The 14554-nt window shown below is 60.6% G+C and carries 14 protein-coding genes; 13 read left to right on the forward strand and 1 reads right to left on the reverse strand.

Features of this window, described 5'->3' with window-relative positions; genetic code table 11:
* Positions 1-77: 77 nt before the first annotated feature.
* The 4 genes from PLO63_05730 (at position 78) to PLO63_05745 (ending at position 2724) form a co-directional block, all read left to right on the forward strand.
* Positions 78-428 (forward strand): PilZ domain-containing protein, encoded by a 351-nt coding sequence (locus PLO63_05730; GenBank protein HOI73632.1) that lies wholly within the window; start codon positions 78-80, stop codon positions 426-428.
* Positions 429-583: 155 nt separating this feature from the next.
* Entirely contained in the window at positions 584-1483 is a 900-nt protein-coding gene (locus PLO63_05735) for an SMP-30/gluconolactonase/LRE family protein (protein HOI73633.1), read from the forward strand.
* Between the two features lie 250 nt (positions 1484-1733).
* A complete protein-coding gene (locus PLO63_05740) occupies positions 1734-2315 on the forward strand; it encodes a nucleotidyltransferase domain-containing protein (GenBank protein ID HOI73634.1) in 582 nt (193 codons plus the stop codon).
* Positions 2293-2724, forward strand: coding sequence for a HEPN domain-containing protein (locus tag PLO63_05745; GenBank protein HOI73635.1), 432 nt, complete (start codon positions 2293-2295; stop codon positions 2722-2724). The genes PLO63_05740 and PLO63_05745 overlap by 23 nt, the downstream gene beginning before the upstream one ends.
* 86 nt (positions 2725-2810) lie before the next feature.
* On the opposite strand, the gene PLO63_05750 is transcribed toward PLO63_05745, so the two are convergent.
* A complete protein-coding gene (locus PLO63_05750; GenBank protein HOI73636.1) occupies positions 2811-4388 on the reverse strand; it encodes an ammonia-forming cytochrome c nitrite reductase subunit c552 in 1578 nt (525 codons plus the stop codon).
* A gap of 577 nt (positions 4389-4965) precedes the next feature.
* Here PLO63_05750 and PLO63_05755 point away from each other — a divergent pair.
* The 9 genes from PLO63_05755 (at position 4966) to PLO63_05795 (ending at position 14537) form a co-directional block, all read left to right on the forward strand.
* Positions 4966-6864, forward strand: a complete 1899-nt coding sequence (locus PLO63_05755) for a GNAT family N-acetyltransferase (GenBank protein HOI73637.1) — start codon at positions 4966-4968, stop codon at positions 6862-6864.
* Between the two features lie 76 nt (positions 6865-6940).
* Complete coding sequence (locus PLO63_05760; GenBank protein HOI73638.1) at positions 6941-8635, forward strand: AMP-binding protein; 1695 nt, start codon at positions 6941-6943, stop codon at positions 8633-8635.
* 54 nt (positions 8636-8689) lie between these two features.
* Positions 8690-9658: a hypothetical protein gene (locus PLO63_05765; protein ID HOI73639.1), complete on the forward strand. Its 969-nt coding sequence runs from the start codon at positions 8690-8692 to the stop codon at positions 9656-9658.
* Between the two features lie 44 nt (positions 9659-9702).
* Complete coding sequence (locus tag PLO63_05770; protein ID HOI73640.1) at positions 9703-10221, forward strand: L-2-amino-thiazoline-4-carboxylic acid hydrolase; 519 nt, start codon at positions 9703-9705, stop codon at positions 10219-10221.
* The gene (locus tag PLO63_05775; GenBank protein ID HOI73641.1) at positions 10218-10706 is read left to right on the forward strand and encodes a CreA family protein; all 489 of its coding nucleotides are present in this window, start codon (positions 10218-10220) and stop codon (positions 10704-10706) included. The genes PLO63_05770 and PLO63_05775 overlap by 4 nt, the downstream gene beginning before the upstream one ends.
* A 205-nt stretch (positions 10707-10911) precedes the next feature.
* The gene (locus PLO63_05780) at positions 10912-11586 is read left to right on the forward strand and encodes a hypothetical protein (GenBank protein ID HOI73642.1); all 675 of its coding nucleotides are present in this window, start codon (positions 10912-10914) and stop codon (positions 11584-11586) included.
* A gap of 41 nt (positions 11587-11627) precedes the next feature.
* Positions 11628-12461, forward strand: a complete 834-nt coding sequence (locus PLO63_05785) for a hypothetical protein (GenBank protein HOI73643.1) — start codon at positions 11628-11630, stop codon at positions 12459-12461.
* A 51-nt stretch (positions 12462-12512) separates the two neighbouring features.
* Positions 12513-13229, forward strand: coding sequence for a hemopexin repeat-containing protein (locus PLO63_05790; protein HOI73644.1), 717 nt, complete (start codon positions 12513-12515; stop codon positions 13227-13229).
* 153 nt (positions 13230-13382) lie between these two features.
* Positions 13383-14537, forward strand: a complete 1155-nt coding sequence (locus PLO63_05795) for an aldo/keto reductase (GenBank protein ID HOI73645.1) — start codon at positions 13383-13385, stop codon at positions 14535-14537.
* Positions 14538-14554: the final 17 nt, after the last annotated feature.

Below are 14554 nucleotides of genomic sequence, written 5' to 3' on the forward strand. Positions count from 1 at the left end.
TATTTAAAGGTTATTTTTGAGGAGATTGATAAAATACCCAGAATCCGTAAACTATAGGTTAATGACGATTTTTTAAAATGAAAGAAAAGAGAAAATTCAATCGATATGATGTTGATGTCAATGTTACTGTTGAAATAAATGACAGAAATGGATTGGTAAATCAATTTCATTATAAATCTAAGAATCTGGCTGCCGGAGGAGTTCTTATTGCCTCTGGTAAATGTTCAATTCCGAATGATACAGAACTCAAGCTAAAAATTAATTTTCAATTTGAACGACTGAAGACGATTGAAAATCCGGAAGGGGTTCTCATTATGTTTGTCACGGGTCGTGTTATACGACACGATCCTGAAGGAACAGTCATTTGTTTCTATGATGATTGTAAAATGTCACAATGCTTGGATTTTCTACGGGAAAATAATAACTAGTTAGAATCTAAATTGAACAATCTCAGGCACTTTAAGCGTATCGATCTCAATGCATTTAATAGTTCCTGAATAAAGAGACTCATTGTCAATGATGTTCGTTATCGTACCAGCGTCGACTCCCCCCACCAACCACCAAGAAAGGAGGTCTCCGAATCATGACGGCGCGAGAATTTTCCACCTTTATCTCCGGCTATGATTTCCTGGAGGCGCCCAGGTGGCATGACGGCCGCCTGTGGCTTTCGGATTTTTACTCCCATCAGGTGATTGCCGTCGACATGGACGGCAACGTGGAGAAGATCGCCACTGTGGAAGAGCAGCCGTCCGGCCTGGGCTGGCTGCCGGACGGCCGCCTGCTGATCGTCTCCATGCTCGGCAGAAAGGTTCTGCGGCGCGAGCCGGACGGATCGCTGGTTGTGCATGCTGACCTGTCGGGCATCGCCGGCGGCTCGTGCAACGACATGGTGGTCGATGCAAAGGGCCGGGCCTACGTGGGCAATTTCGGGTTCGACCTGATGGGGGGCGCTCCCATGGAGACCGCCAGGCTGGCCTGCGTGGACCCGGACGGCAAGGTCAGCGTGGCAGCGGAGGATCTGTATTTTCCCAATGCGGCCATGATCACGCCCGACGGCCGGACCCTGATCGTCAACGAAACCTTCGGCAACCGGATCTCGGCCTTTGACATCAAGGCCGACGGAACCCTGGGGCCGAGGCGAGACTGGGCCTGCTTCGGTTCCCTCCCCCAGGGGTGCGAGCTGGCGGAGGTGTTCCCCCAGGCGAAGGTGGCGCCCGATGGAGGGGTGCTGGATGCCGAGGGGGCCGTGTGGATTGCCGATGCCATCGGCAACCGGGTTCTTCGTGTTGCTGAAGGGGGGCAGGTGCTAGAAGAAATCTCCACGGGGAGCCAGGGAGCGTATGCCTGCGCACTGGGAGGGCCGGACCGCCGGACCCTGTTCATTTGCGTTGCCCCGGACTTCCAGGAGCACCTGCGGAAAGGTGCCGGCGAGGCCGCCATCTGGGCCGTCAAGGTGGATGTGCCCGGCGCGGGGCGGCCTTGAACCGACGGACCGGACAGGGTTCAAACAAGACAAAAGGGGCGTGAGCGCCCCTTTTGCTTTTTAGGCATTGCTGTTTCTGAAAGGGAGCGATGGACCAGATCCGGGATGTCTCCGATTCATAACAGCGTGCGATTTTCCACTGCAGAAAATTGCCTTCCCCGGTGACTTGTCCCGACGATTCCTGCCAGTCAGAAAATAGTTGTAAATAACACAACGATTGTTGTAATGCTTACAACGACCGGGGGACCCCATGCTGATAAGACTTTTTTCGTCAAAATTGAGGGTAGAGCTTCTGGCGCTCTTCTTTTCGCGGCCGGACAGCAGCCTGTATATTGGAGAAATCGCAAATCTTACTTCGGAAGACAAGGGCAACATAAGCCGTGAACTGAGGAACCTGGAAGGCATCGGTCTCCTCACCAGCCGGAAAGAGGGGAACCTGAAATACTACGCTCTGAACAAGGGGTATCTGCTCTACGACGAGTTAAAATCCATAATCCTGAAGACAAGAGGTGCCGCAGGCAAGCTGACGGAAACGCTTACCGGGGTGAAAGGCATCAACTATGCTTTTCTCTATGGTTCTGTGGCCGCCGGTACGGAGACGGCGAGCAGCGATATCGACCTGATGATCGTCGGCGAAATCCCGCTGGAGAGCCTGTTGAGACTCCTGAAGGATCCGGAGAAAGTTCTCGGCCGGGCTGTCAATCCATCCCTGTACAGCCTCAAAGAGTACAGGAGTCGCATGAAAAAGAGGGACCCCTTTATGGTCAATATTATGGAGGAGCCCATCATTATGCTGATCGGAGATGAGGGTGAGCTACGAAGAACTGCTTGAAAAAAGACTGCTCAAACCTTTCAAGGCCAAGACCCTGCAAATCCGGCAGCAAGTGGATCTGGCGAATCGGGACCTGAAGGCGGCCAAAGCGATGCTCGGAATCAACAACGACTGGACATACAACATCGCGTACAATGCTATTCTTCAATCGGTTCGGGCACTCATGTATCAGGAAGGGTACAGACCGGTCGGGGAGGGGCAGCACAAGACGGCCATCCGGTTTGCGGAGCTTGTCCTGGGCGAGAGGTTTGAAGACGAGGTCCGCTTTTTCGACAAGATGCGTGTGAAACGGAATCAGGCCGTGTATGACACGGCGGGTATGATATCGAAAAGTGAAGCGGAGCAGTCGTTGGCATTCGCGACGCAATTTGTTTCGAAAATTGAGCGCGTGCTGAAGCGAGAGAAATGATGGTTCAGGGACTTTCGTGTCCTGAATCGTGGTTTCAATTCTCAGAAATATTTAAGAAAACGTCAATTTGCTGAGAAAGACCCGGCTTATCGCTTGCCCTCCATGGCCTTGGTCAGGACATCGATGCCCTGCCGGGAGGCGATGATGGAGGCGGCCAGGCTCTCCCTCGCCAGCTCCGCATTGTGCCAGCCGTCGCTGTTCTCGGCGGTCCACCATTCCCAGAGGACGTGTGCCTCTTCGTGCTTTTCCCGAGCCTGCGCGAGGGCTGATTCAGGGACGCCCGCCCTTCGGGCCGTCTCGTAGGTGTCGATCAGTTTCCCCAGCCAGTACTCGGCCTTCCGTATCTTGCCCTTCGTGTAGTTCTGGACCGTCTCGATCTGGTAACGCTTCTCTTCCGCCGTGGATTTGGGATGGCAGCCCAGGCAAGCCTCCCGGACCGAGTGGATGGGCCGGACGACGGCGTGGGTCGTGTAGCTCTTCCCCGATCCGGCCTTGACCTTCGGCATGTGGCACTGGTGGCACTGGACGCCGGCCCGGTCGTGGGCGCTGCCCCAATAGGTCTCCGCCTCCGGGTGCTGCAGCTTGACCAGCCGGGCGCCCGTCACGGCGTGCCGGAAATCGTAGAAGTTCACCTTCTTGTAGTGGGCCAGGATGTCCTTCGCGTTCTTCATCGGGTAGTGGTTCGTGCGGCGGTCCTCGTAGCCCACCTTCTTCCCCGTGCCGAACTCGAACCCGGCGTTGCAGGCGTATTCCACGTGGCACTGGGCGCACATCATCCGGGAGTCGGTCTTGCCCAGGACGCCGATCTTCCGGAAGCCCCGGAAATCGACCACCTTCATGTCCGTCTTCCCGTTCCGGGCGAAGGTCTGCGCTCCTTCCTTGTCGACCGCCTCGATGAGGGCGTCCCGGACGACCCGGGGGGCGGCGCCGTGGCCGTCATGGCAGTGGATGCAGCCCACGGGGTTCTGCGTCGCCCTGGACATCGCGGCGACATCGGATCCCCGGTCCCACTTCGCCTTCGGATCCTTGTCACCCATGTGCTTCCAGTTCAGGATGTGGTCGGAGGTCTTGCACTGGATGCAGGTGGCGTTGCCGGCCTTCGCGGTCTCGGGCAGCTCCCGCCCCGTGTCGACGAGGACGTCCCAGGCCCGGCCGGTCTGGTTGATGCCGGCAAAGCCCTTCTTGTGCTGGAAGCGGCCGCCGATGAAGCGGTCCACCACGAACTGGTCGGTCAGCATGAAGACGTGCGCCCGCGGCTCGTTATGCTCCTTCGTGAAGCCGTGGGGGGCCAGGAGCTTGTCCTGCATGGGGGAGCGGCCGGTGGGCACGCCCTTCTCCTTTCGGGCCTGGGCCTGGTAGTTGACCATCCGGAAGCTTTCGAGCTGGTCACTGTGGCAGCGGCCGCAGACGGGCTGGTCAACCGCCAGCGCGGCCGGCTTGTTGCGGGGGTTCTGCAGGTGCTCCTTCATGCCGCTGTGGCAGGTGCCGCAGGCGAGGGGCCCGTGCCTGGATCCTTCCTTCAGGGATTTGATCTGGGGATGGCATCGGTAGCAGGTTTCCCGGGAGTCCCCGGCGCCGTTCTTCTGGGCTGTCGAAAATGCCGGAATCAAGAGGGCGATCGACAGGGCGGCCAGGACGACGAATCCGATGTTCCGTCTGCGCATGCCGGACCTCCTTTGTCTTGTCGTTCCGTTGTCGGCTGGTGAACCCCGTTGCGGCACCGGATCGCGCGGGGACCCGGCATCCCGGCCTGGCGTATATGCAAGACCCCTCCCGGGGAATACGCCCGCGGGACGGGCGAGAGACGAAGGGTGGATGGCCAATCGGGCTTCATCATCGACGAATGTGTGCCCGATGTCAAGAATCAGGAAGCCGTTCGCACCCTTGTCGTGCACGAATCCCTCGACAAATGAGACGGTGGCTGTTACCTTCGCAGAAATTCCGGAGGTTTTCCGGCAGGGCTCCGCTCTCGGCCAGCGGCCGCCTGATACGTCAGCCGGGCGAGTCCCGGCGGCGCATAATGGATATTCGAACCCTTGCCGGGAATCGGGAAACGTCAATCCGGCGGAAAGCCGGGCAGAGCCTTTGTCGATTTCCGCAGCAAGCAAGCAGTGTGACAAGTCCTTCACGGTTAAGGGATGAAGCGGCAATCCGTCGCCGATTGACGGATATTGCACCGGCACACCGGGCGTCCGGGACCGGCTGGAAAATCCCTTTTGCAAAGAGATCGGGGGGAGCATCATGGACGAGAAGAGAGAGAAGAATCTGAATGCGCTGAAGGAGAGATATCCGGAGAAGTTTACAACCGCGGCCGAGGCATTCAGCGGCATACGGCGCGGAAACGAGCTTTTCATCGGTTCGGCATGCGGTGAGCCGCGCTATCTGGTTCGCTCCCTCGTGGAGTATGCGCTCGCAAAGCCGAAAGCCTTCTTCGACGTCGAGGTGATCCACCTCTGGAACGTGGGGCCGGCCGAATACGCCGATGAGCGGCTCCGCTCCAACTTCCGGGTCAATTCTTTTTTCGTGTGCGATGCCGTTCGGAACGCCTTTTCCTCGGGCCTGGCCGACTTCACGCCGATCTTTCCGTTTCAGATGCCTCGCGCCTTTGAGCGGGGTTTCCTGGACCTGGACGTGGCCCTGATCCAGGTATCCCCTCCGGACAGGAACGGGTACATGAGCCTCGGGGTCAGCGTCGACATCGTCAAGTCGGCCGTGAAGCGGGCGGATCTGGTCATCGCACAGGTAAACAGCTTCATGCCCTGGGTGCCCGGCGACACGTTTATTCACGCCACGGACGTGAACTTCCTGGTTCCTTTCGATGAACCCCTGATCGAATACAGGATGGAGCACTGCGATGAGATTGTTTCTGCAATCGGCCGCTACGTCTCTCTCCTTGTGAAGGACGGAGATACGATCCAGGCGGGATTCGGTCCCATTCCGGATGCCGTGCTGGCGAACCTCAGGGAGAAGAAAGACCTTGGGATTCATACGGACGTTCTCACGGACGGAATGGTCGCCCTGATGCGCTGCGGAGCCGTGACGAACCGGAAGAAATCCAGAGACAGGGGGAAAACCGTTGCCGCACTTTGCGCCGGGACAAAGGAGAGCTTCGAGTACATTCACGAGAACCCGATGGTGCAGTTCATGCCGATCGACTATACGAACAGCCCTCTTGTCATTGCCTCGCAGGAGAACATGCTCTCGATCAACGAGGCCCGGCTTGTCGATCTGACCGGCCAGACCACGGAGGAAGATCCTGAATCGGCGACTCCCCGCGGGATCGGAGGACAGGCGGACTTCATGCGGGGCGCCGCCATGGCCGCGGGAGGCACGGCGATCTTCGCCATGCCGTCCACGACGCCGGACGGGAGCCGCTCGCGAATCGTGGCGTCGCTCCAGGGAGGCGCCGGCATATCCAACATGCGCTGCGATGCCGAATATGTCGTCACGGAGTACGGCTATGTCTTTCTCCATGGACGGAGCCTCCGCGAGAGGGCGATGGCCCTCATCAGCATCGCCCACCCGAAGTTCAGGCCTTCCCTGCTCGAAGAGGCCAGGAAACGGGGGCTTGTTCTCCCGTCTCAGACCCTTGTGCCCGGAATGGGAGGCATTTATCCGGAACACCTCGAGACGGGGAAAGTCCTGAAAAACGGGGAGCCCGTCCTTCTGAGGCCGGTCAGGCTCGGCGACGAGGACATCCTGAAAGATTTCTTCTACGCCCTGTCGGACAAGAGCATCAAGCGCCGGTTCATGAATGCGCGGCTCGACATGCCTCATGAAAGGCTCAAGAATTTTATCGTGGTCAACTATGCCGAGGAAATGGTGATCCTCGCCGTGCAACAAGAGGAGGAGGAAGTCGAGACGGTCATCGGTGTCTGCGAGTACCGGCTTGATCCAAAATCAAATTACGGGGAGGCTGCCTTCGCAGTGCGGGACGATCACCAGGGGTTGGGTGTCGGGTCGATGCTGTTGAAATACCTTACCCAGGTTGCCGTGAAGCAGGGGCTCAACGGCTTCACCGCCGAGGTGCTTGTCGAAAACACCTCCATGATGGGTCTCTTCGAGAAGATGGAGACCAGGATGGAGAAACACATATCCGACGGGGTGTATGAATTGAAGATGACCTTCAAGCGGGAGTGACAGGAAGGGATCTGCCTCTCCAATCTACGGATCGTGCAGTTCCATTCCTCATTACGAGACACTGAGGAGGTGCGACGTGGCCGATTTTCCCTGGTTCAAAAACTATGACTCGGGGGTGCCCCACACCCTGGAGCCCTACCCGGACCGGACCCTGCTGGACGTGGTGTACGACACCGCACGGCAGCGCCCGGGACACACGATGATATGGTTCAAGGGAGCCGTCATCACCTATGCACAGTTCCTGGGACACGTGGAGGGGGTGGCGCGGGCGCTCGCCGGGCTAGGCGTGAAGAAGGGCGACCGCGTGGCCCTCATGATGCCCAACATCCCCCAGATGCTCATCTGCCAGTTCGCCGTCTGGAAGGCCGGGGGCATCGCAGTGCCGGTCAATCCCCTCTACGGCGAGGCAGAGCTGGTGCACACCCTGCAGGATGTCGGGGCGGAGATCGCCATCGTCATGACCCCGTTCTACCGCCTGCTGAAGAGCGTCCAGGAGCGGACGGGCGTGAAGACGGTCATTGCCACGTCGGTCAAGGAGTACCTGGCGCCGCTGAAGCGCTTCCTTTTCGGGCTCCTGATGGAGAAGAAGCAGGGGCATGCCGTCGAGCTGGAGGCCGGCGACCTCCGGCTCCAGGACGCCATCCGGAAATACGCCGGATCGCCGCTTCCGGAGGTGAAGCTGAACCGGGACGACACGGGGCTGATCCTCTTCAGCGGGGGCACCACGGGCACGCCCAAGGGCGTCATGCTGTCGCACGGAAGCATCTTCATGAACGGCATGCAGACACGCTCCTGGTTCTCCACGCTCCTCGTGGACTGGGAGGACGTCACGGTCCTCCTGATGCCGCTCTTCCACATCTACGGAAACATCATCCTGGTCTCGACCCTGCTTCATGCCCGGGTGCCCATTGTCCTCGTGCCCAACCCGCGGGACGTCCCCGACCTCTTGTCCACCATCCGGACGACCCGGCCGCGGTTCTTCCCGGGCATCGCCACGCTGTTCATCGGCCTGATGAACAACCCGGAGGTGAAGTCCGGAAAGATCGATTTCCGGTCCATGAAGATGTGCGTGGCCGCCGCCGCGCCGCTCCTGCCGGAGACGAAGAGGAGCTGGGAGGCGCTGACCGGCGGAAAGCTCGTCGAGGCCTACGGCCTGACGGAGTCGGGCATCATCGCCATGGGGCCGATCCTGGGAACGTGGAAGGAAGGGGCCGTCGGCCTGCCCACCCCGGACGTGGAGGTGAAGATCGTCGACATCCTCACCGCCGAGCAGGAGATGCCGACCGGGGAAACCGGCGAGATCGTCATCCGGTCGCCGCAGCTGATGCAGGGCTACTGGAACAATCCGGAGGCCACCGCGGATATGCTGCGCGATGGATGGCTGTACACCGGCGACGTCGGCCACCTGGACGGAGACGGCTACCTGTTCATCACCTCGCGCAAGAAGGAGTTGATCAAGCCCAGCGGCCACCAGGTCTTCCCCGGGGAGGTGGAGGAGGTCATCGCCCGCCACCCGGCGGTGCTCGAAGTGGGTGTGGCCGGCGTCCGGGACCCCGAGCAGGGGGAGGCCGTCAAGGCCTGGGTCGTCTTGAGGCCGGACGGGACGTGCACCGAGGAAGAGTTGAAGGTCTTCTGCCGGGAGAGCCTGACGGCATACAAGGTGCCCCGGTACGTCGAATTTCGCGATTCGCTGCCCAAGTCGCTGATCGGCAAGGTCCTGCGGCGCGTGCTGCAGGAGGAGGAAGAGAAGAAGCGGCGGCCGGGCGGATAGGCCGGATCGATGGTGCACGGTCCCAATGCATCCGGTCTGTTTTCAGGGGGGAGCATGAAAAAGATATTCATTGCGTGGATGGTGGCGGGGCTCCTGGCGGCAGGCTGGAGTCCGGTGTTCGGGGGAGCGTCCGTCGAGGAGCTGGTCCGGCTGGCGCCGCGCATCACCCTGGAGGACAAGAAAATCTCGACCTTCGAGGTCCGGGGCACCCTCGACTTCGAGGGCATCCAACTGCGGTTCCTGGTTGCGGGAAGGCAGCCCAACCGGCACAGCCTGACTGTCCTGGATCCCCGCGACGGGATGCCGATCCTGGTCGGCGCGGGGAACTCCTACCTGTTTTACGACCCGGTTGCTTCGGAGGTCCTCCTGGGCAAGGCGGCACCGCAATTCCTCCTCCGGATGGATTCCGCCGAGGAGAGCCTGAAGCTGGTGTTCGGGGTGCATGAGCCGGAAGACGGCAAGGGGAAGCCGGGAGAGGCGAGGGCCGACGACGTGGTGATCGACCTCCGCTCCGTCATGGCCGGGGCGGATCAGGGCATCGGGATCGCGAAAGCGGAAGGAGACCGATTCGTCGTCGAGGGGAAGACCCGGCGGGGGGGACGATTCCTGGCGTACGTGACGCCATCGAGAAGCGGGAGCCCTTACGGCCGGATCGAGTTTTTCAAGGCCGATGTGAACGCGGTGCGGCCGTTTTTGGTCCTGGACCGGATCGTCCTCAACGGGCCGCTGCCGGAGGAGCGCTTTGTCCTCTCCGAAGAAAGGCTGCTTGCCGCCGTCCCGTCGATCCGGCGGGTGCCGGACGGCGTGACGGTCAGGAGGGACGTGTCGCTCGCCACCTTCTACCGGGCCCTCGTAACCCGCTTCATCCTGGCCGACCCGGCCAACCGGAAGATGATCCCGGTCGTCGAGAAGATGGCCCGCCAGGTGATCGACTGGGAAGAGGTAAGGAAGAAAGACGCGGCGATTGCGCCGGCGCTGAAGGCCGTTTTCAAGGACCTGGAGGCCGCGGGCGCCGCTCCGTAGCGGCACGGAAGCAGGGAGCCGCAATCAGAACAGGAGACCGGCGGATGTCGAACATCGGGAACGAGCCGAAACACAAGGGGAAGCTGATCCAGGGCGTGCGGTCGACGCTGGAGCACCGGGCCGCCTGGCTGTATCTCCTCCTGGATGAAGCGGAAAAGCGCGGCATCGACACGGAAGGCTTCGCGAGGGCGGCCATCCTGCGGTGCGGGTGTTTCCAGGGCGGACAGCTCGTTGACAGGGCGGGCACCAGGAGCCTGAAGGGACTGAAGAAAACGCTCTTTACGCTGCCGGCGAGGATGGTCTTCGAGATGAAGATCCTGTACTGCACGGACGACCGGCTGGAGATCGACTTCCACCACTGTCCGCTGGTGGCGGCCTGGCAATCGTACGGCGCCGCGGACGAGCGGATCGAGAAGCTCTGCGACATCGCCATGCAGGGAGACCGGGGCATCGCCGAATCCTTCGGCTGCGAGCTGGAGCTGGGCGAGACCATCGCGAAGGGACACGGCAGGTGCCAGATCCGGTTTGTGAGAAAAAAGACGAGTAAAGGGGATGGGGTATGAAGAAGTACCTGGTGGTGATCGGCATTGCAGTCCTGCTTGTAATCGTTCTGGTGGGGTGGTGGATTGTCGGCCGCCCGGACCGCGGAACCACCGGCTCGGTGAGCACCCAGTTCCGGTGGATCGGTCCCAACGACAAGATCGTGGTGGACGGATTCGACGATCCCAAGATCCAGGGCGTGGCCTGCCACATTGCCCGGGCCCAGACCGGGGGCGTCAAGGGAGCCCTGGGCGTGGCGGAGGACACGAGCGATGCCAGCATCGCCTGCCGCCAGGTGGGTCCCATCCGGTTTACGGGCGAGATCAAGGACGGCGAGCGCGTCTTCGACGAGCAGCGCAGCCTCGTCTTCAAGTCGCTGCAGGTCGTCCGCTTCTACGATCGGAAACGCAACGTCCTGGTCTACGTGTCCTACAGCGACCGGGTCATCTCGGGCAGCCCGAAGAACAGCATCAGCACGGTTCCCGTCATGGGGTGGCAGGCCCCCTGATCCTGGAAGAAGGGAATGGCATACAGGAACGAGAGGGATTTCGACTTCGGTTCGTTTTTCATTTCCATCCAGCGTGGATTCGACAAAAGAATTGATAGAGCCCTCTTTGCGATTCAACGTTCAGGAACGAATCTCTCCGCGAGGTGTACAGGGTTTCCGTTCAGCGAACGCCCCATGCAACTTCAGACACGAAAGGAGGCAGATAATGAAACGATCAGCCGTCATCTTTTTCTTGCTTTCCATGGCCATTGCAATCTCCGGATGCGCAACGATGAGCGACATTTCGAGCTCCGTCTCCACGACGGTCACATCCATAACCTCGAACGTGGATCCGAATCTCGTGGCCAAGGTCCCGGGGGACAAGCGCGGGGATTTTCCCAAGGCGGAGTTTGCGGTCCGGGTCGCCGATGAAAAGCTGAAACTGGCGAAGATGAAAACCGAGTTGGCGGCAAAGCAGAAAAAGCAGGCCGACTATGAAGAGGACCTCGTGGCAATCGGCCTGAAAGATGCAAACCTTGATTACGACATCGTGAAAATGGCGGCCGTTGACGCGGCGGGCCTGGGCAAGAAGGAAGAGAACATCAAGGCGACGACAAAACTGAAACTGAAGAAAGTCGACCTGGAGGGAGACCGGATCAAGGCGGAGGGGAATATCACAACCGTCAAGCAGCAGATCACGGACCTGGCTGCCAGGATCAAGGCCCAGGAAGAGCAGATCGCGGGTTTGACGGCCGGGAAGGCAAAGCCGGAAAAGGAAGGGGGCGCGGCGGTGGAAAAAGCGAAAGCGGCAGAGGAGAAACGCGGGGACGACAAGGTGGCGGCTCCTGCGGCGGTCCCGGCCCCGGCAACGCCCCCGGCTCCCGCGGAAAAAGCAAAGTAGGCGCAAAACCGGGGCTGGCCCCTTTCTTCGAGGTGAATCCAATGAAGCATTCCATCGGTGCTCTTCTGCTTGCATTTGCCGTCCTGTGTTCCGGTTCTGAAGAGGCCGCCGCGGCCGGGGGAGGGAAGGCCGCGGCAAAGGGACAGGGGAACAGGATCTATCAGGTCATGTGGCAGGGTGAAAATGTCGGCGGCCGGCTGACGATCAACGGTTTCACGGTCAGCGACTTCAAGGGGGGACCCGTCACCGGCACCGCCGCCGTGAACGTCTGGCTGACCGGCCGAAACGAGATCCGGGCCGAGCTGCGCAAGAAGGATCCGAAGGCCCCGGCGAGCTTCTCCCTGGGCGCCTCCGGGCTGGCCATGGGAGACGTCGTCTCCACCGGCGACCGGGGAAACCTGTTCCACGTCATGCTGGCCGACGCCGACCTGTCGGGACGGACGCCGAAGGTCGTGACGAAAACGTTCAACACGAGCCTGGACTTCAGCAGCCATCTCCTGGCATCCGGGCCGTCCCGGTTCGGCGAGCGGGAGGTCCTGGAATATGCCGTCCGGCTCCATGGTCTTTTCCGGAAGAAGGACGCCAGGGCGATCCTGCAGGCGATGGAGGTCAAGGCGGAGGATTACGCCCGGGCCTACGGGCGGCCGGTGGCGGACTTCCGGGAATCCGTCGCTTCCATGCTGAAGGAGGACTTTTTCAAAGGCCGGCTGGCCGGGATCGATGCGAAAAAGCTGAGGGCGGAGAAGGTGAACGGCCTTTGGCACATTCGTGACGGGGATGCGGAATTGATCCGGACCCGATCCTCCGACGGCTCGACATCGGAGCTGCCGATCTTTGTCGGCGACATCGAGGGCAAACTGATGGTTGTCCGGTAACGTGAAGCAAGGGGTCAGAAAAGGTTATTGGATCAGGAAAGGGAGGTTGTGATGGGAGTGTCTTTTTTGAAGAGGTTGTGCATTGTCCTTTTGATGTTGAGTCTCACGTTCATTCCGACCGCTTCGGCACAACGTTTGGAGACCGGCAAGGCCATTGATGCCGCTGTGGAATGGGATAACGGCAAGGCGTATTTTTTCAGGGGCAACCGGTATGTCCGCTATGACATCAAGGCCGACCGGGTTGATCCCGGTTATCCGAAGCCGATCAACGGAGAGACCTGGCCGGGGGTGCCGTGGACGGACGGCATAGACGCCGCCGTGAACTGGGGCAACGGCAAGGCGTATTTTTTCAGGGGCAACCAGTATGTCCGCTACGACATCAAAGCCGACCGGGTTGATCCCGGTTATCCAAAACCGATCAACGGAGAGACCTGGCCGGGGGTGCCGTGGATGGACGGCATAGACGCCGCCGTGAACTGGGGTAACGGCAAGGCATATTTTTTCAGGGGCAACCAGTATGTCCGCTACGACATCAAGGCCGACCGGGTTGATCCCGGTTATCCAAAGCCGATCAACGGAGAGACCTGGCCGGGAGTCCCATGGATGGACGGCATCGACGCCGCTGCAAACTGGAGAAATGGGAAATCCTATTTCTTTAAAGATGGCGAGTATGTTCGTTTCGATATCAAAGCGGACAGGACCGATCCGGGATATCCGAAACCGGTCAATAACGAGACTTGGCCGGGACTGCCAAGCCTGACACGCTGATCGGATGTAGGGGGCATTTCAAGACCTGACTCCAGCACGACGGGAAAAGCAGCGGAGCCGTTTCAACCAGTATGAAAACGTGATAATGTCGAAACGCCATGGAACCTCCCTCTCCCTTGTGACCCCTCTTTCCATGGGAAAGGAGGCTGAGCGATGGGCAAACTGAACCGGAGGGAATTTCTGCAGATCAGCGCGGCGGGGGCCGGCACCGCCCTCCTGGGCTGGGAGGGCATCGCGGAGGCCGCCCGGAGCGCGTCGCCCGGGTCCTCGCCGTTTCCCGGACCCGTGTACCGAACCCTGGGCCGCACGGGGCTGAACATTACCGTCATCAGTTTCGGAGCGATGCTGACGCCGGAGGCGGAGGTGCTGGAGACGGCCTTCGACCATGGCGTCAATTACGTGGACACGGCCAGGGTCTACATGGGCGGCCGGAACGAGGAGATCGTCGGGAGGGCCCTGAAGGGCCGTCGGAACAGGGTCTATGTCGCGACGAAGACGACCGGGCGGTCGGGAAAGCAGGTCATCCGCGACGTGGAGACCAGCCTCAGGATGCTGGAGACGGACCGCATCGACGTGATCCAGCTCCACAGCATCTCCGGGAGGCAGGACCGGATCTTCAGCGCGGACATCCGGGAGGCCCTCCTTAAGCTCCGGCAGCAGGGGAAGGTACGCTTTTTCGGAGTGACCTCCCACAGCAACGAGGCCGAGGTCCTCCATGCGCTGGTCGACGACCGGGACCGGTTTTTCGACGTAGCCCTGGTGAAGTACAACTTCGAGAGCGACGCCGCGACGACGAAGGCCCTGGCACGGGCCGCCGGGGCCGGTGTCGGGATCGTCGCCATGAAGTCCCTGGCCGGGGGATACCGGACCAACCCCCCGGGGCCGATCAGTCCCTACCAGGCCGCCCTGAAGTGGGTCCTCAGGAACCGCCATGTCGCCGCGATCATCCCTGGAATGCGGGACATGGCGGAGCTTCGGGAGGACATCGCCGTGATGGGGATGAAATTCGGGCCCCTGGACCGCTACATCCTCGATCATTACCGGGCCTCCATCGATTCCGTGTACTGCCGCTTCTGCGGCGCCTGCGAGGCCGGATGCCCCTTCGGCGTACAGATCGGCACGATCAACCGCAGCCTCATGTACGCGGAGGCTTACCGGGAAGAGGGCCTCGCGCGCGAAACCTACCGTCAACTCCCCGTTTCTTCGTCTGCCTCGGTATGCCTGGACTGCCGGACATGCACGGCGAAGTGCATCCACGGCCTCGACATCCGGGCGAAGATGGAGCGGGCCGGGAAGCTCCTGGGTTAGGGGCACCCGTCCGCGCC

The sequence above is a fragment of the Syntrophales bacterium genome (assembly GCA_035363115.1).
GTDB lineage: Bacteria > Desulfobacterota > Syntrophia > Syntrophales > PHBD01 > PHBD01.

Bases quoted from the DNA above. Each gene is read 5' to 3' on its own strand.
- PLO63_05730 (HOI73632.1), top strand. From the start codon at position 78: ATGAAAGAAAAGAGAAAATTCAATCGATATGATGTTGATGTCAATGTT.
- PLO63_05735 (HOI73633.1), top strand. From the start codon at position 584: ATGACGGCGCGAGAATTTTCCACCTTTATCTCCGGCTATGATTTCCTG.
- PLO63_05740 (HOI73634.1), top strand. From the start codon at position 1,734: ATGCTGATAAGACTTTTTTCGTCAAAATTGAGGGTAGAGCTTCTGGCG.
- PLO63_05750 (HOI73636.1), bottom strand. From the start codon at position 4,388: ATGCGCAGACGGAACATCGGATTCGTCGTCCTGGCCGCCCTGTCGATC.
- PLO63_05755 (HOI73637.1), top strand. From the start codon at position 4,966: ATGGACGAGAAGAGAGAGAAGAATCTGAATGCGCTGAAGGAGAGATAT.
- PLO63_05765 (HOI73639.1), top strand. From the start codon at position 8,690: ATGAAAAAGATATTCATTGCGTGGATGGTGGCGGGGCTCCTGGCGGCA.
- PLO63_05770 (HOI73640.1), top strand. From the start codon at position 9,703: ATGTCGAACATCGGGAACGAGCCGAAACACAAGGGGAAGCTGATCCAG.
- PLO63_05775 (HOI73641.1), top strand. From the start codon at position 10,218: ATGAAGAAGTACCTGGTGGTGATCGGCATTGCAGTCCTGCTTGTAATC.
- PLO63_05780 (HOI73642.1), top strand. From the start codon at position 10,912: ATGAAACGATCAGCCGTCATCTTTTTCTTGCTTTCCATGGCCATTGCA.
- PLO63_05785 (HOI73643.1), top strand. From the start codon at position 11,628: ATGAAGCATTCCATCGGTGCTCTTCTGCTTGCATTTGCCGTCCTGTGT.
- PLO63_05790 (HOI73644.1), top strand. From the start codon at position 12,513: ATGGGAGTGTCTTTTTTGAAGAGGTTGTGCATTGTCCTTTTGATGTTG.
- PLO63_05795 (HOI73645.1), top strand. From the start codon at position 13,383: ATGGGCAAACTGAACCGGAGGGAATTTCTGCAGATCAGCGCGGCGGGG.